The organism is Streptomyces sp. NPDC012835 (assembly GCF_042900885.1).
GTDB lineage: Bacteria > Actinomycetota > Actinomycetes > Streptomycetales > Streptomycetaceae > Streptomyces.
This window is the reverse complement of record NZ_JBIBBW010000009.1, coordinates 102,718-118,527: the sequence shown is the minus strand read 5'-3', so window position 1 is coordinate 118,527 and position 15,810 is coordinate 102,718. Positions and strand designations below refer to the sequence as shown.

General features: G+C 72.1%; 14 protein-coding genes. 11 read left to right on the top strand and 3 right to left on the bottom strand.

Annotated features, from left to right (window positions below):
• Positions 1-38: 38 nt before the first annotated feature.
• From ACFY6S_RS29305 to truA, 3 genes are all read left to right on the top strand, one after another.
• Positions 39-1,061 (top strand): DNA-directed RNA polymerase subunit alpha, encoded by a 1,023-nt coding sequence (locus ACFY6S_RS29305; RefSeq protein WP_003956430.1) that lies wholly within the window; start codon positions 39-41, stop codon positions 1,059-1,061.
• A gap of 238 nt (positions 1,062-1,299) precedes the next feature.
• The gene (rplQ, locus tag ACFY6S_RS29300) at positions 1,300-1,815 is read left to right on the top strand and encodes a 50S ribosomal protein L17 (protein ID WP_388828043.1); all 516 of its coding nucleotides are present in this window, start codon (positions 1,300-1,302) and stop codon (positions 1,813-1,815) included.
• A 76-nt stretch (positions 1,816-1,891) separates the two neighbouring features.
• Positions 1,892-2,755 (top strand): tRNA pseudouridine(38-40) synthase TruA, encoded by an 864-nt coding sequence (truA, locus tag ACFY6S_RS29295; RefSeq protein WP_388828039.1) that lies wholly within the window; start codon positions 1,892-1,894, stop codon positions 2,753-2,755.
• A 78-nt stretch (positions 2,756-2,833) separates the two neighbouring features.
• On the opposite strand, the gene ACFY6S_RS29290 is transcribed toward truA, so the two are convergent.
• On the bottom strand, positions 2,834-3,922 hold the full coding sequence (locus tag ACFY6S_RS29290) for a hypothetical protein (RefSeq protein ID WP_388828036.1): 1,089 nt from the start codon (positions 3,920-3,922) through the stop codon (positions 2,834-2,836).
• Between the two features lie 104 nt (positions 3,923-4,026).
• Between ACFY6S_RS29290 and ACFY6S_RS29285 the strand changes: the two genes are divergently transcribed.
• The 4 genes from ACFY6S_RS29285 (at position 4,027) to glmM (ending at position 8,578) form a co-directional block, all read left to right on the top strand.
• Positions 4,027-5,646 carry an ABC-F family ATP-binding cassette domain-containing protein gene (locus ACFY6S_RS29285; protein ID WP_388828033.1) on the top strand — a complete coding sequence of 540 codons (1,620 nt, stop codon included), beginning with the start codon at positions 4,027-4,029 and terminating at the stop codon, positions 5,644-5,646.
• Between the two features lie 325 nt (positions 5,647-5,971).
• Entirely contained in the window at positions 5,972-6,415 is a 444-nt protein-coding gene (gene rplM, locus ACFY6S_RS29280; RefSeq protein ID WP_114625522.1) for a 50S ribosomal protein L13, read from the top strand.
• Between the two features lie 42 nt (positions 6,416-6,457).
• Positions 6,458-6,985: a 30S ribosomal protein S9 gene (rpsI, locus tag ACFY6S_RS29275; RefSeq protein WP_114625523.1), complete on the top strand. Its 528-nt coding sequence runs from the start codon at positions 6,458-6,460 to the stop codon at positions 6,983-6,985.
• Positions 6,986-7,219: 234 nt separating this feature from the next.
• On the top strand, positions 7,220-8,578 hold the full coding sequence (glmM, locus tag ACFY6S_RS29270) for a phosphoglucosamine mutase (protein ID WP_388828028.1): 1,359 nt from the start codon (positions 7,220-7,222) through the stop codon (positions 8,576-8,578).
• Between the two features lie 216 nt (positions 8,579-8,794).
• On the opposite strand, the gene ACFY6S_RS29265 is transcribed toward glmM, so the two are convergent.
• On the bottom strand, positions 8,795-9,646 hold the full coding sequence (locus ACFY6S_RS29265) for a helix-turn-helix transcriptional regulator (RefSeq protein ID WP_388828025.1): 852 nt from the start codon (positions 9,644-9,646) through the stop codon (positions 8,795-8,797).
• Between the two features lie 85 nt (positions 9,647-9,731).
• Between ACFY6S_RS29265 and ACFY6S_RS29260 the strand changes: the two genes are divergently transcribed.
• On the top strand, positions 9,732-10,532 hold the full coding sequence (locus ACFY6S_RS29260) for an SDR family NAD(P)-dependent oxidoreductase (protein ID WP_388828022.1): 801 nt from the start codon (positions 9,732-9,734) through the stop codon (positions 10,530-10,532).
• A gap of 91 nt (positions 10,533-10,623) precedes the next feature.
• On the opposite strand, the gene coaA is transcribed toward ACFY6S_RS29260, so the two are convergent.
• Entirely contained in the window at positions 10,624-11,619 is a 996-nt protein-coding gene (coaA, locus tag ACFY6S_RS29255; RefSeq protein WP_388828019.1) for a type I pantothenate kinase, read from the bottom strand.
• Positions 11,620-11,814: 195 nt separating this feature from the next.
• Between coaA and glmS the strand changes: the two genes are divergently transcribed.
• The 3 genes from glmS (at position 11,815) to ACFY6S_RS29240 (ending at position 15,761) form a co-directional block, all read left to right on the top strand.
• Complete coding sequence (gene glmS, locus ACFY6S_RS29250; protein WP_388828016.1) at positions 11,815-13,662, top strand: glutamine--fructose-6-phosphate transaminase (isomerizing); 1,848 nt, start codon at positions 11,815-11,817, stop codon at positions 13,660-13,662.
• A 35-nt stretch (positions 13,663-13,697) separates the two neighbouring features.
• Positions 13,698-14,066, top strand: coding sequence for a holo-ACP synthase (locus ACFY6S_RS29245; protein ID WP_388828013.1), 369 nt, complete (start codon positions 13,698-13,700; stop codon positions 14,064-14,066).
• Positions 14,067-14,162: 96 nt separating this feature from the next.
• The gene (locus ACFY6S_RS29240) at positions 14,163-15,761 is read left to right on the top strand and encodes a bifunctional ADP-dependent NAD(P)H-hydrate dehydratase/NAD(P)H-hydrate epimerase (protein ID WP_388828010.1); all 1,599 of its coding nucleotides are present in this window, start codon (positions 14,163-14,165) and stop codon (positions 15,759-15,761) included.
• Positions 15,762-15,810: the final 49 nt, after the last annotated feature.

Below are 15,810 nucleotides of genomic sequence, written 5' to 3'. Positions count from 1 at the left end.
CATCAAATAGTGGGTGCCCATGACTGAAGGATCTCGCCATGCTTATCGCTCAGCGCCCTTCGCTGACCGAAGAGGTTGTTGACGAATACCGCTCGCGGTTCGTCATCGAGCCGCTGGAGCCGGGCTTCGGCTACACGCTCGGCAACTCCCTCCGCCGCACCCTCCTCTCCTCGATCCCCGGCGCGGCGGTCACGTCGATCCGGATCGACGGAGTCCTGCACGAGTTCACCACCGTGCCGGGCGTCAAGGAGGACGTCACCGACCTCATCCTCAACATCAAGCAGCTGGTCGTCTCCTCGGAGCACGACGAGCCCGTCGTGATGTACCTGCGCAAGCAGGGCCCCGGCCTGGTCACCGCCGCCGACATCGCCCCGCCGGCCGGTGTCGAGGTCCACAACCCGGACCTCGTCCTGGCGACGCTGAACGGCAAGGGCAAGCTGGAGATGGAGCTGACCGTCGAGCGCGGTCGCGGCTATGTCTCCGCCGTCCAGAACAAGCAGGTGGGCCAGGAGATCGGCCGTATCCCGGTCGACTCCATCTACTCGCCGGTGCTCAAGGTCACCTACAAGGTCGAGGCGACCCGTGTCGAGCAGCGCACCGACTTCGACAAGCTGATCGTCGACGTCGAGACCAAGCAGGCCATGCGGCCGCGCGACGCCATGGCGTCCGCCGGTAAGACGCTGGTCGAGCTGTTCGGTCTGGCCCGCGAGCTGAACATCGACGCCGAGGGCATCGACATGGGCCCGTCGCCGACGGACGCCGCGCTCGCCGCCGATCTCGCGCTGCCGATCGAGGAGCTGGAGCTCACCGTCCGGTCGTACAACTGCCTCAAGCGCGAGGGCATCCACTCCGTGGGTGAGCTGGTGGCGCGGTCCGAGGCCGACCTGCTCGACATCCGCAACTTCGGTGCCAAGTCGATCGACGAGGTCAAGGCGAAGCTGGCCGGCATGGGCCTGGCGCTCAAGGACAGCCCGCCCGGATTCGACCCGACCGCCGCCGCCGACGCCTTCGGCGCCGACGACGACGCGGACGCCGGTTTCGTGGAGACCGAGCAGTACTGACCCGAGCAGTAGGGAAACGCCTCTGACCGGGGCGCCCGGTGAAACGCCGGGTGCCCCGGGCCGTGGCCGAGGCTCTGTCCTCACTCGCCGGACGGGCGTGAAACGGGCTGCTGCCCGGTTCGAGTCCGCCGGCCGAAGGCTTCCGGAGCGAGAGTTCCGGGTTCCGGCGGGCAATCGCCCGCACGGGAACTGACACCGGTACCTGACACGGCCGGTGCAGATATGAAGGAGTAACACCATGCCGAAGCCCGCCAAGGGTGCCCGTCTGGGCGGCAGCGCCGCGCACGAGAAGCTGCTTCTCGCGAACCTCGCGAAGTCGCTCTTCGAGCACGGCCGGATCACCACGACCGAGGCCAAGGCCCGTCGGGTGCGTCCGATCGCCGAGCGTTTCATCACCAAGGCGAAGAAGGGCGACATCCACAACCGTCGCCTGGTGCTGGAGTCGATCACGGACAAGAGCGTCGTCCACACGCTCTTCACCGAGATCGCCCCGCGCTACGAGAACCGCCCCGGTGGCTACACCCGCATCACCAAGATCGGCAACCGTCGTGGCGACAACGCCCCGATGGCGGTCATCGAGCTGGTCGAGGCGCTGACCGTGGCGCAGGAGGCCACCGGTGAGGCCGAGGCCGCGACCAAGCGCGCCGTCAAGGAAGACGCCCTCAAGAAGGACGAGGCTCCGGCCGAGACCGTCGAGGACGCCAAGCCGGCCGACGCCGAGGTCAAGGACGAGGCGGAGTCCAAGGACGCCTGAGTCCCGCTGCCCGCACGGACGGGCCCGCTCCCTCACGGGGGCGGGCCCGTCCGCTTTGTTTTGAGAGGATCGTCGGGTGAACGAGGAAACCGAGGGCGCGGCGCCCGGACACGTACGGGTACGGCTGGACCTCAGCTACGACGGCAAGGACTTCTCCGGCTGGGCGAAGCAGCGCACCCGGCGCACCGTGCAGGGGGAGATCGAGGACGCGCTGCGTACGGTGACGCGGTCCTCCCGTACGTACGAGCTGACCGTGGCCGGGCGCACCGACGCGGGGGTGCACGCGCGCGGCCAGGTGGCGCACGTCGATCTGCCGCTGGAGGTGTGGGACGAGCACGCGGAGCGGCTGCTGCGGCGGCTCGCGGGGCGGCTGCCGCACGACGTACGGGTGTGGCGGGCCGCGGAGGCGCCGGCGGGGTTCAACGCGCGCTTCTCGGCGATCTGGCGGCGCTACGCGTACCGGGTGACGGACCATCCGGGCGGTGTGGACCCGCTGCTGCGCGGCCATGTGCTGTGGCACGACTGGGAGTTGGACGTCGACGCGATGAACGCGGCGTCGGCCGGGCTGGTCGGGGAGCACGATTTCGCGGCGTACTGCAAGCGGCGCGAGGGCGCGACGACGATCCGTACCCTCCAGCGGCTGGAGTGGGAGCGGGGCGCGGACGGGATCGTCACGGCGACCGTGCGGGCCGATGCCTTCTGCCACAACATGGTGCGCTCCCTGGTCGGCGCGCTGCTGTTCGTGGGCGACGGGCACCGGCCCGTGGAGTGGCCGGCGAAGGTGCTGGCGGCCGGGGTACGGGACTCGGCGGTCCATGTCGTACGGCCGCACGGGTTGACGCTGGAGGAAGTCGGTTATCCCGCCGACGAGTTGCTCGGTGAGCGCAATCGGCAGGCGCGCAACAAGCGGACGCTGGGCGGGGCGGACGGCTGCTGCTGAGTGCCGTCCCCGCTCCGGGCGGTCCGGGGCGGTCCGGCGGCGGACCGGCCCCGGACCGCCCCGGACCGTACGCGGCTGTCAGTCGTCGACGGGGCGGGTGGCGGCGGCCGACGCCTGGGTCCGGCCGCGGGCCAGGATCTGCTGGAACGTGAACTCCGCCACGTCGTCACCGGTGGTGAAGACGTCCTGGTCCGCCTTGGTGACGTTCCGGCCGCTGGTGAAGCCGCCGACCGTGAAGTACACGTACCGACCGTAGGCGTTGGCGGTCTTGCGGCAGATCGAGGGGGCCCGGCAGAAGGTCGGGACGCCCGCCCCCGAGAGCGAGGCGATCCCGCCCTGCGTCTGCTCCTTGGCCTTCAGCGCCTGCGCCTCCTGGCCGAAGACCGCGACGCCGACGGTCACGGCGACCCCGTCCTTGCTGAAGGTGGCGCGGATGACCTGGTCGCAGCTGTTCGAGGCGAGGATCGAGCCGAGGGCGCCCTGCGCGGCGGCCGCGCAGTTGGTGGTGGTCGTCGTGGCGCCCTTGCGGTAGACGCGGTCGGCGGCCGTCAGTTTGTCGTCGGGGAAGAGCGTCTCGGCGGTCAGCGGCGCGGTGTCCTTCTCCGCGCTGGAGACGTAGTCCTTCGGGTCGGGCGGCGGGGGCGGCGCGACCGAGGAGAAGGCCGGTTCCGGCTCGGTGGTGCCGGCCGGCAGCTCGGCGGCCGGGGGCAGCTGGCCCGATGTGCGGTCCGAGGCGCTGGCGTCGCCCTTGTTCGCGCTGACCACGGTGGTCGCCACGATCGCGGCTATCGCGCCGGTGGCGAGGACGCCGCCGCCTATCAGCAGCCAGCGCTTGCGGCGGGCGCGGGCGGCGGAGGCGTCGGCGAGCGCGCCCCAGTCAGGGGTCTGTGTCCCGTACGGGTCCTCCGGGTCGCGCTCCGCCGAACCGAACCGGTTCGAGGGCCCGAACGCGTTCTGGGCGAACGGGTCCTGCGTGAACGAGTCCTGCGTGACGGGTTCTTGTGCGTACGGTCCCTGCGACGGCGGTGTTCCGTACGGTGGCTGTGCTGCGTACGGGCCCTGTGACGCGTACGGGTCCCGCGATGCGTACGGGTCCTGTGATCCGTGCGGGTCGTGTCCCGGTGAACCGGGGTCACCCCAGGAGGCCCCCCCTTGCCCAAAGCTCATGCCCGGAGTTTAAGCCCGCGCATCCGTGCGGTCTGCCCCGGGAACAGGGCCGCGGACCGGAAACCGATTGGGTCCCCGGGCCGTCTGCACCGACAATGCCGGACATGGGACATCTAGAGGCCGCGCACCTGGAGTACTACCTTCCCGACGGGCGGGTGCTGCTCGCCGACGCGTCGTTCCGCGTCGCGGAGGGCGCCGTCGTGGCGCTCGTGGGGGCCAACGGCGCGGGCAAGACCACACTGCTGCGGCTGATCGCGGGGGAGCTGCGGCCGCACGGCGGCACGGTGGGCGTCAGCGGCGGGCTCGGGGTGATGTCGCAGTTCGTCGGGTCGGTACGGGACGAGCGGACCGTGCGTGACCTGCTGGTCTCCGTCGCCCAGCCGCGTATCCGCGAGGCCGCCGCCGCCGTCGACGAGGCCGAGCACGCGATCATGACGGTCGACGACGAGGCCGCGCAGATGGCGTACGCGCAGGCGCTGAGCGACTGGGCCGAGGCGCGCGGCTACGAGGCCGAGACCGTCTGGGACATGTGCACCGTGGCCGCCCTCGGTGTGCCGTACGACACGGCGCAGTTCCGCGCGCTGCGCACGCTGAGCGGCGGCGAGCAGAAGCGGCTGGTTCTGGAGGCTCTGCTGCGCGGGCCCGACGAGGTGCTGCTGCTGGACGAGCCGGACAACTATCTGGACGTGCCGGGCAAGCGGTGGCTGGAGGAGCGGCTGCGGGAGACCCGTAAGACGGTCCTGTTCATCTCGCACGACCGGGAGCTGCTGGCCAGGGCCGCCGAGAAGATCGTCAGCGTGGAGCCGGGCCCGGCCGGCTCGGACGTGTGGGTGCACGGCGCCGGGTTCGACACGTACCACCAGGCCCGCCGGGAGCGGTTCGCCCGCTTCGAGGAGCTGAAGCGGCGCTGGGAGGAGAAGCACGCGCAGCTCAAGCGGCTGGTGATCAACCTGCGGCAGGCGGCCTCGGTCAGCCACGAGATGGCGTCCCGCTACGCGGCGGCGCAGACGCGGCTGCGCAAGTTCGAGGAGGCGGGCCCGCCGCCGGAGCCGCCGCGCGAGCAGGAGATCACCATGCGGCTGCGCGGTGGACGTACCGGCGTACGGGCCGTGACCTGCGAGAACCTTGAGCTGACCGGTCTGATGAAGCCCTTCTCGCTGGAGATCTACTACGGCGAGCGGGTGGCGGTCCTGGGATCGAACGGCTCGGGCAAGTCGCACTTCCTGCGGCTGCTGGCCGGGGAGGACGTACGGCACGGAGGGACCTGGAAGCTGGGCGCCCGGGTGGTGCCGGGCCACTTCGCGCAGACCCACGCCCACCCCGAACTGCTGGGGCGCACGCTGGTCGACATCCTGTGGACCGAGCACGCGAAGGACCGGGGCGGCGCGATGAGCGCGCTGCGCCGCTACGAGCTGAGCGGCCAGGGCGACCAGCCCTTCGAGAAGCTCTCCGGCGGGCAGCAGGCGCGCTTCCAGATCCTGCTGCTGGAGCTGGCGGGGACGACGGCGCTGCTGCTGGACGAGCCGACGGACAACCTGGACCTGGAGTCGGCGGAGGCGCTCCAGGAGGGTCTTGAGGCGTACGAGGGGACGGTGCTGGCGGTGACCCACGACCGCTGGTTCGCCCGTACGTTCGATCGATATCTGGTGTTCGGGTCGGACGGGCTGGTACGGGAGGTGCCGGAGCCGGTGTGGGACGAGCGCCGGGTGGTACGGGAGCGCTGACGGGCGCCCGGGGCGGGTCTCGGGGACGGGCTCCGGGATGGCCCCGCGATGGGTTCCGGGATGGCCCCGCGATGGGCCTCGCGATGGGCTCCCGGAGCGGGCGGGACCTCGTTTTGACCCGTACGGGGCAGCGACGGTATTCTTCTGGTTCGTTATGCGTATTGGCTTGGTCGTTCTCACGCGAGGGGCCCTTACGCCGGTCCACCGGGCCGATGGACAGCGGTAGGTACACGGGTTGCGTCCCCGGCGTACCACCAGGGCTGTCGTGATCGTCCGGGTGGCCTTGTCAGGACTCCACTCTCTGAAGAAGCGAAGGCATACGACCGTGCGTACGTACAGCCCCAAGCCCGGCGATGTGACGCGCCAGTGGCACATCATCGACGCGCAGGACATCGTCCTGGGCCGTCTGGCGACCACCGCCGCCAACCTTCTGCGCGGTAAGCACAAGGCGATCTACGCGCCCCACGTCGACACCGGTGACTTCGTCATCATCGTCAACGCGGACAAGGTGCACCTGTCCGGCAACAAGAAGACCCAGAAGATGGCCTACCGCCACTCCGGTTACCCGGGTGGTCTGCGCTCCGTCCGTTACGACGAGCTGCTGGCCAAGAACCCCGAGAAGGCCGTCGAGAAGGCCATCAAGGGCATGATTCCCAAGAACACCCTGGGCCGTCAGATGCTCTCGAAGCTGAAGATCTACTCGGGTGACCAGCACCCGCACGCCGCGCAGCAGCCGGTCCCGTTCGAGATCACCCAGGTCGCGCAGTAGTTCCGGCCACCCCCTAAGACGAAAAGAAATCTGAGGAGCATCGTGGCCGAGACCACTGCAGAGACCCCCGTCGAGGCCCCCGAGGCCGAGGAGACCTTCGACGCGGTGACGACCTTCGAGTCGGAGGTCCCCGTCGAGGGTGAGTACACCTCCGAGTCCCTGGCGGGCCGCTTCGGCGACCCCCAGCCCGCCGCCGGCCTGGGCCGTCGCAAGAACGCCATCGCCCGCGTCCGGATCGTTCCGGGCACCGGCAAGTGGAAGATCAACGGTCGCACCCTTGAGGAGTACTTCCCCAACAAGGTGCACCAGCAGGCTGTCAACGAGCCCTTCAAGGTGCTTGAGCTGGACAACCGCTACGACGTCATCGCCCGTATCTCCGGTGGCGGCGTCTCCGGTCAGGCCGGCGCCCTGCGCCTCGGCGTGGCCCGCTCGCTGAACGAGGCGGACGTGGACAACAACCGCGCCACGCTGAAGAAGGCCGGCTTCCTGAGCCGCGACGACCGCGCGGTCGAGCGCAAGAAGGCCGGTCTCAAGAAGGCCCGTAAGGCCCCGCAGTACAGCAAGCGCTAGTCGCTCGCTTGCCGGACCAGGCCATATGGCCTCACGGCATACGAACGCCCCGGCGGCACTCCGTGCCGCCGGGGCGTTCGTTTTCTTCGTTACTCGGGCGTATAACAGCATCAGACGTTCACTGGTCGCTCAATCGCTATTCACGTGCCGACTTGAGCGCACATAAGTTTGCAGTTTCGAAGCATTTGCGGTCGGTGCGGAGATCGGCGCCGGGCGTTTCTCGGAGGGAGAGCTGTGGGACGACTCTTCGGCACGGACGGCGTGCGCGGTGTCGCCAACGCCGACCTGACGGCCGAGCTGGCGCTCGGTCTGTCGGTCGCCGCGGCACATGTGCTCGGCGAAGTGGGGACGTTCGAGGGCCATCGGCCCACGGCGGTGGTCGGACGAGATCCCCGCGCGTCCGGTGAGTTCCTGGAGGCGGCGGTCGTCGCGGGGCTCGCGAGCGCGGGTGTCGACGTCCTGCGCGTCGGGGTGCTGCCCACCCCGGCGGTGGCGTATCTCACCGGTGTGCTCGGCGCCGACCTCGGCGTGATGCTCTCCGCGAGCCACAACGCCATGCCCGACAACGGCATCAAGTTCTTCGCGCGCGGCGGTCACAAGCTCGCCGACGAGCTGGAGGACCGGATCGAGCGGATCTACGACGAGCACCGCACCGGCGAGCCGTGGGCGCGGCCCACCGGCACCGGGGTCGGCCGGGTCCGTACGTACGACGAAGGTTTCGATCAGTACGTGGCACATCTGATCGGCGTCCTGCCGAACCGGCTCGACGGCCTCAAGGTCGTCCTGGACGAGGCGCACGGCGCGGCGTCCAGGGTGTCGCCGGAGGCGTTCGCCCGCGCCGGCGCCGAGGTCATCACGATCGGCGCCGATCCCGACGGGCTGAACATCAACGACGGCTGCGGCTCCACCCATCTGGGGCTGCTGAAGTCCGCCGTCGTCGAACACGGCGCCGACTTCGGCATCGCGCACGACGGCGACGCGGACCGCTGCCTGGCCGTGGACGGCGCGGGCCAGGAGGTCGACGGCGACCAGATCCTCGCGGTACTGGCGCTCGCGATGCGCGAGGCGAACACCCTGCGCGGCAACGCGGTCGTCGGGACCGTCATGTCCAACCTGGGCTTCAAGATGGCGATGGAGCGCGAGGGGATCACCCTGGTCGAGACGGCGGTCGGTGACCGCTACGTCCTCGAATCCATGAAGGAGCACGGCTACGCCCTCGGCGGCGAACAGTCGGGCCACGTCATCGTCCTCGACCACGCCACCACCGGCGACGGCACCCTCACCGGCCTCATGCTGGCCGCCCGCGTCGCCGCGACCGGCCGCACGCTGGCCGACCTCGCCGGGGTCATGGTCCGGCTGCCGCAGGTCCTCGTCAACGTCCCCGACGTCGACAAGTCCCGGGTGAACACCTCGGCGGAGCTGGCCTCGGCGGTGGTGGAGGCGGAACGCGACCTGGGCACCACCGGCCGCGTCCTGCTGCGCCCCTCGGGCACGGAGCCGCTGGTACGGGTCATGGTCGAGGCCGCCGACATCGACCAGGCCCGCTCGGTGGCGAGCCGGCTGGCGGACGCGGTGAAGGCGGCGCTGGGCTGAGGGGCGGTGCCCCGGGCCGCGGTGCTGGGCCGGGGGGCTGTACCGGGCCGGGGGGCTGCGGCGCTGGGCCGGGGGGCGGTGCTGCGGGCGGGGGTGGGCCGCGGCGGTGCGGGGTGGCCGGGCGCGCGCGGGCCTCGTCGGGGGCGAGCCACCCGGTGGCGGTCGATGGCGAGTGCCGCCGGGCGGGATCCGGCGCGGCCGGGGGACGCGCCGCGCTCAGCCCGGTACGTCCATGCGCTGCGTGCCGACGACCGACAGCAGCCGCAGCGCCTCCTCGGACCGGGAGCCGGGGACAGCGGTGTAGATCACGACCCGCTGATCGCGGTCGGTGATCTGGAGGACATCGCAGTTGACGGTGAGCCGGCCGACCAGCGGGTGGTGGAACGTCTTGCGCATCGCGGGCGCCCCGTCCACGTCGTGGGAGGACCAGAGGCGGGCGAACTCCGCGCTGCCGGAGAGCAGCTCGGCCACCAGGCCGGACACCTCGGGGTCGTCGGGGTAGCGGGCGGCGGTGGCGCGCAGGTCCTGGGCCGCCGAGCGGGCGAACTCCTCCGGGGCCACGAGCCCGTACAGGGGACCGTCATCGGGGAACGGCCCGAGGAAGACACGGCGTACGAGGTTGCGGTCGCGGCGCGACAGCGCGGAGAAGTCCTCCATGAGGGCGGCGGCCAGATCGTTCCAGGCGATCACCTCGTACGTCGCGGACATCACCATCGCCGCGGCCTGCGGAAGCCGGTCCAGCAGGTCGAGGATGGAGCGCCGCACCTCGCGTGAGGGGCCGGGCGGCGGGCCCTGCGGGGCGCCTGCCAGGTGGTGGAGGTGGTCGCGCTCGGCGTCCGACATCCGCAGGGCGCGTGCGAGACCGGCCAGCACCTCGCGCGACGGGCGCGGGGCACGGGCCTGCTCCAGCCGCGTGTAGTACTCGGTCGAGATGAACGCCAGCTGCGCCACCTCCTCGCGGCGCAGCCCCGGCGTACGACGGCGCGGCCCGGCGGGCAGCCCCGCATCGGCGGGGGCGATCCGCTCCCGCCTGCTGCGCAGGAATCCCGCGAGTTCATGTCTGTCCACGCCTCCAGTGTGCGGGGGCCGGCCGCTGCCATCCAGGTACAGCCGGTGCCTGGATAGCCTCCGCCGCCGGACGCACGGTGGAGACATGAACAGCACACAGATCAACGAAACCCCCGCTCGTACGGTCCAGGGCCTGCTGGACGGCAAGGTCGCCTTCGTCACCGGCGCAGGACGCGGCATCGGCGCCGCCTCCGCCCGGCTGTTCGCCCGTGAGGGCGCCCGGGTGATGCTCGCGGCGAGGACGGAGGAGCAGCTCAAGGCGGTCACCGAGGAGGTGCGGGCCGCGGGCGGCACCGCGGAGTACGTCGTCTGCGACCTGGCCGACGCCGCGAGCGTGCGCGCCGCCGTGGACCGTGTCGTGGAGGTGTACGGGCGGCTCGACGTCGCCTTCAACAACGGCGCGGCGGCCGAGCGCCCCGGCCCGGTGGACGAGGTCACCGAGGAGGAGCTCGACCAGATCTACGCGGTGAACCTCAAGGGCCCGTGGCTGGCCATGTCCGCCGAGGTCGCCGCCATCCGGGCCACGGCCGGGACCGGGGCCATCGTCAACAACTCCAGCGTCGGCAGCCTGCGCGGCAACCCCGCACTGCCGTCGTACGGCGCGATGAAGCGCGCGGTCAACAGCCTCACCGAGTCGGCGGCCATCACGTACGGCCCCGAGGGCATCCGCGTCAACGCCATCGCCCCCGGCGCCACGCTGACCGACATGATGCGGGAATGGGACGCGCACACCCCCGGCGTCATCGACCACATCAGCGCGCAGACCCCGCTGCGCCGCGCCGCCGCGCCCGAGGAGATAGCCGAGGCGGCCGCCTGGCTGCTGAGCGACCGCTCCTCGTACGTGACCGGCACCGTCCTCCCGGTGGACGGCGGCACGCGGGCGTGAGCCCGGTCGGGCGCGGTGGGCGACGGTGACGACCGCCGGGCCGGACGGGCGGTTCTCCGGCCCGGGGCCGGTACGGAAACCCGGCGCCGCGTCAGAGCTTGCGCAGTGAGAGCCGCTGGACCTTGTGGTCGGGGCCCTTGCGCAGGACCAGGGTGGCGCGGCCCCGGGTGGGGGCCACGTTCTCCAGGAGGTTGGGGCGGTTGATGGTGCGCCAGGTGGTACGGGCGTAGTCGAGGGCCTCCTCCTCGGAGACCTGGGTGTACTTCCTGAAGTACGAGGACGGGTCCTGGAAGGCCGTCTCGCGCAGCCGGCGGAAGCGGTGCAGGTACCAGGTCTCGATGTCCTCGGGTCTGGCGTCCACGTACACGCTGAAGTCGAAGTAGTCGGCGAGCGCGACCCTGGTTCTGCCGTCCTTGCCGGGCAGGGCGGGCTGGAGGACGTTGAGGCCCTCCACGATGAGGATGTCGGGGCGGCGCACGGTGAGCCGTTCGCCGGGGACGATGTCGTAGATCAGATGGGAGTAGACGGGCGCGCCGACCTCGTCCTTGCCCGCCTTGATGTCGGCGACGAAACGGGTCAGCGCGCGCCGGTCGAAGGACTCGGGGAAGCCCTTGCGGCCCATCAGCCCCCGCGAGATCAGCTCCTTCATCGGCAGCAGGAAGCCGTCGGTGGTGACGAGCTCCACCCTCGGGTGCTCGGGCCAGCGCGCGAGCAGCGCCTGGAGCAGCCGGGCCACGGTGGACTTCCCGACGGCCACGCTGCCGGCCACGCCTATGACGAAGGGCGTGCCGCGCTGGGCGCCGTGGCCGTTGCCCGCGTCCCCGAGGAACGTGTTCAGCGCCCCGCGCAGCCCGGCCGTCGCCTGGACGTAGAGGTTGAGCAGCCGGGAGAGCGGCAGGTAGACGTCCCGTACCTCGTCCAGGTCGATGACGTCCCCGAGCCCGCGCAGCGCCTCGACCTCCTCGGCGGTCAGCGGCAGCGGCGTCTTGTCGCGCAGCGCGCTCCACTCGGCGCGGGAGAGGTCGACGTACGGGGTCGGTCCGTGCTCGCCCCGGCGGGGGGCGCCTCGTGGCGGCTCAGTGATCACTGAGCCATTGTCGGCGGTCGCGGCGGATTGTGGCTGGTGTGTTGCGTCACGCGTGATCGCCGGGCGCCGCCGCGGCGGTACGAGCCCGCGGCGCGCTCGTGGCGCGACCGCGCGCTCCCCGCCGACCGCCATCCCTTCTGCGACGATGCGTCCCGAGCGGGTCGAAGGGGTGGGTACGGCAGGAAAGGGAGTGCTATGTGCGGAATCGTGGGTTACGTCGGCGGGCAGTCGGCGCTCGACGTCGTCGTCGCGGGTCTCAAGCGGCTTGAGTACCGGGGGTACGACTCCGCCGGCGTCGCGGTGCTCGCCGACGGCGGGCTCGCCTCGGCGAAGAAGGCCGGCAAGCTCGTCAATCTGGAGAAAGCCCTGGTGGAACGGCCCCTGCCGACCGGAGTCACCGGGATCGGACACACCAGGTGGGCCACCCACGGCGGCCCGACCGACGCCAACGCCCACCCCCATCTGGACAACGCCGGACGGGTGGCCGTCGTGCACAACGGCATCATCGAGAACTTCGCCGCGCTGCGCGCCGAACTGACCGGGCGCGGCCATGACCTGGGCTCGGAGACCGACACCGAGGCCGTGTCGCACCTGCTCGCCGAGGCGTTCTCGGCCTGCGGCGACCTCGCCGAGTCGATGCGGCAGGTCTGCCGGCGGCTGGAGGGCGCCTTCACGCTCGTCGCCGTGCACGCCGACGAACCCGACGTGGTGGTGGGCGCGCGCCGCAACTCCCCGCTGGTGGTGGGGATCGGGGAGGGCGAGGCGTTCCTCGCCTCCGATGTCGCCGCGTTCATCGCGCACACCCGCTCCGCCGTCGAACTGGGCCAGGACCAGGTCGTGGAGCTGCGCCGGGACGGGGTGACGGTGACGGACTTCGACGGCGCCCCGGCCGAGGTCCGCTCGTACCACGTGGACTGGGACGCCTCGGCCGCCGAGAAGGGCGGCTACGCCTCCTTCATGCTCAAGGAGATCGCCGAACAGCCCAGGGCGGTCGCCGACACCCTGCTGGGCCGGATCGACGGCGAGGGCGTGCTGACCCTGGACGAGGCGCGCATCCCCGCCGCCGTGCTGCGGGAGGCCGAGAAGGTCGTCATCGTGGCCTGCGGGACGGCCTTCCACGCCGGGCTGATCGCCAAGTACGCCATCGAGCACTGGACCCGGATGCCGTGCGAGGTGGAGCTGGCCAGCGAGTTCCGCTACCGCGATCCGATCCTGGACCCGCGCACCCTGGTGATCGCGATCTCGCAGTCCGGCGAGACCATGGACACGCTGATGGCGCTGCGGCACGCCCGTGAGCAGGGCGCCAAGGTGCTGGCCATCTGCAACACCAACGGGTCGACCATCCCCAGGGAGTCCGACGCGGTCCTCTACACGCACGCGGGCCCGGAGGTCGCCGTCGCCTCCACCAAGGCGTTCCTGACCCAGCTGGTGGCCTGCTATCTGGTCGCGCTCTACCTGGGACAGCGGCGCGGCACCAAGTGGGGCGACGAGATCAGGGCCGTCGTACGGGACCTGGGGCGGATCGCTGGCGAGGTGGAACGCGTACTGGAGACGATGGAACCGGTACGGGAGCTGGCGCGCTCGCTCAAGGACAAGAAGACGGTGCTGTTCCTCGGCCGGCACGTGGGGTACCCGGTGGCACTGGAGGGCGCGCTGAAGCTCAAGGAGCTGGCGTACATGCACGCGGAGGGGTTCGCGGCGGGCGAGCTGAAGCACGGTCCCATCGCGCTCGTCGAGGAGGACCTGCCGGTGGTCGTCGTCGTACCGTCGCCGCGCGGGCGCTCGGTGCTCCACGACAAGATCGTGTCGAACATCCAGGAGATCAGGGCCAGGGGCGCGCGCACCATCGTGATCGCGGAGGAGGGCGACGAGGAGGTGGTTCCGTACGCGGATCATCTGATCCGGATTCCGGCGACGCCGACCCTGCTCCAGCCGCTGGTGGCTACGGTGCCGTTGCAGGTGTTCGCGTGCGAGCTGGCGACGGCACGCGGCAACGAGGTGGACCAGCCGAGGAATCTGGCCAAGTCCGTGACGGTGGAGTGAGGTTCTGTGAGGTCGTGTTCGGTGAGGACGTGTAGATGATCATTGGGGTGGGTATCGACGTGGCCGCGATCGACCGGTTCGCGGCGTCCCTGGAACGGACTCCGCAGCTCGCCGACCGCCTCTTCTCGGAGAGCGAGCTGTTCCTGCCGAGCGGCGAGCGGCGCGGAGCCGCCTCGCTGGCCGCGCGGTTCGCCGCCAAGGAGGCCGTCGCCAAGGCGCTCGGCGCGCCTCCCGGGCTGCACTGGACCGACGCCGAGGTGTGGCAGGAGGGCAGCGGACAGCCCCGGCTGCGGGTACGCGGGACGGTGGCGGCACGCGCGGCGGAGCTGGGCGTACGCGGCTGGCACGTCTCCCTCAGCCACGACGCGGGAGTGGCGTCGGCGGTCGTGATCGCGGAGGGTTGACGAGTGGGGGAGGGGTGACCGGTGGAGGCGGTCGGTCGGTCGGTGGAGGAGCGTTGACCGGTGGAGGCGGGTTGATCCGTGGAGGAGGGCTGAGGCATGCGTACCGCTCATACGGTCGAGACGGTCAGGAACGCCGAGCGTGAACTGATGGCCCGGCTGCCGGAGGGCACGCTGATGCGGCGCGCCGCCGCCGGTCTCGCCACGGCCTGCGCCGGACTGCTGAAGGACCTGCTGGGCCGGGTGTACGGGGCCCGCGTCGTGCTGCTCGTCGGCAGCGGCGACAACGGCGGCGACGCCCTGTACGCCGGGGCCCTGCTGGCCCGCAGGGGCGCCGGGGTGGGCGTCGTACCGCTCGCCCCCGGCCGTACGCACCCGGGCGGCCTGGCGGCGCTGCTCGGTGCGGGCGGCCGGATCGCCGATGACCCCTTCGAGGTGCTCGCCACCGCCGATCTCGTCCTGGACGGCATCACCGGCATCGGCGGCCACGGCGGGCTGCGCCCCGACGCGGTACCGGTGGTACGGGCCGCGCGGGGCGGCAGCGCGATGGTCGTCGCCGTCGACCTGCCCAGCGGCGTCGAGGCGGACAGCGGCCAGGTGACGGGGGAGGCGGTGCGCGCGGACGCGACCGTGACGTTCGGCGCGTACAAGCCGGGGCTGCTGATCGACCCCGGGCACGAGCGGGCGGGCGCGCTGCGGCTCGTGGACATCGGGCTCGGCCCGTATCTGCCGTCCGTGCCCGAACTGGAGGCGCTCCAGCACGCGGACGTGGCGCGGCTGCTGCCGGTGCCGGCGGCCGAGAGCGACAAGTACCGGCGCGGTGTCATCGGCGTCGTGGCCGGGTCGGCGCGCTATCCGGGCGCGGCGGTGCTCGCCGTGTCGGGCGCGCTGCGCGGCGGCGCGGGGGCCGTGCGGTACGTCGGGCCGGGCGGTGAGGCGGTCCTCGCGCGCTTCCCCGAGACGCTGGTGCACGAGGGGCCGCCGTCGAAGGCGGGCCGGGTCCAGGCGTGGGCGGTCGGCCCGGGCCTCGGCGACGGCTCCTGGGCGGGGGCGGCCGTCGCGGACGTGCTGGCCTCGGACGTGCCGGTGCTGGTCGACGCGGACGGCCTGCGGCTGCTGGAGGAGCGGACGGTCCGCGACCGCGCCGCCCCCACCCTGCTCACCCCGCACGCGGGGGAGGCCGCGGCGCTGCTCGGTGTCCCGCGCGAGGAGGTCGAGGCGGGCCGGCTGGCCGCCGTACGGGAGCTGGCGGCGCGCTACGGCGCGACGGTGCTGCTGAAGGGCTCCACGACGCTGGTGGCCGATCCGGGACGGGGCGGGGGACCGGGCTCCGGGTCCGCTTCGGGCTCCGGGTCCGCTTCGGGCTCGGGGCGGGGCTCCGCGTCAGGCTCGGGCTCCGGGTCCGCTTCGGGCTCGGGGTCGGGCTCCGGGCGGGGCTCCGCTTCGGTGGCGGAACCGCCGCCTCCGGTCCGGGTCAACCCGACCGGCACGCCCTGGCTGGCCACGGCCGGCAGCGGCGATGTCCTCTCCGGCCTGGCCGGCTCCCTCCTGGCGGCCGGCCTGCCCGCCCGCGACGCCGCCTCGGTCGCGGCCTACCTCCACGGCCTGGCGGCCCGGCTGGCCTCCCGCGGCGCCCCGGTGGCGGCGGACGACGTGGCGGCGGCGCTGCCGGAGGCGTGGCGGAACGTGATGGGCTGACCTGCTGCCCCGCCCTGCCGCCCGCCGCCCCGCCCACCGCGGACGCACC

Excerpts from the sequence above, each read along its gene's own strand:
- ACFY6S_RS29305 (WP_003956430.1), top strand. The coding sequence starts at position 39 with ATGCTTATCGCTCAGCGCCCTTCGCTGACCGAAGAGGTTGTTGACGAA.
- rplQ (WP_388828043.1), top strand. The coding sequence starts at position 1,300 with ATGCCGAAGCCCGCCAAGGGTGCCCGTCTGGGCGGCAGCGCCGCGCAC.
- ACFY6S_RS29290 (WP_388828036.1), bottom strand. The coding sequence starts at position 3,922 with ATGAGCTTTGGGCAAGGGGGGGCCTCCTGGGGTGACCCCGGTTCACCG.
- ACFY6S_RS29285 (WP_388828033.1), top strand. The coding sequence starts at position 4,027 with ATGGGACATCTAGAGGCCGCGCACCTGGAGTACTACCTTCCCGACGGG.
- ACFY6S_RS29260 (WP_388828022.1), top strand. The coding sequence starts at position 9,732 with ATGAACAGCACACAGATCAACGAAACCCCCGCTCGTACGGTCCAGGGC.
- glmS (WP_388828016.1), top strand. The coding sequence starts at position 11,815 with ATGTGCGGAATCGTGGGTTACGTCGGCGGGCAGTCGGCGCTCGACGTC.
- ACFY6S_RS29245 (WP_388828013.1), top strand. The coding sequence starts at position 13,698 with ATGATCATTGGGGTGGGTATCGACGTGGCCGCGATCGACCGGTTCGCG.
- ACFY6S_RS29240 (WP_388828010.1), top strand. The coding sequence starts at position 14,163 with ATGCGTACCGCTCATACGGTCGAGACGGTCAGGAACGCCGAGCGTGAA.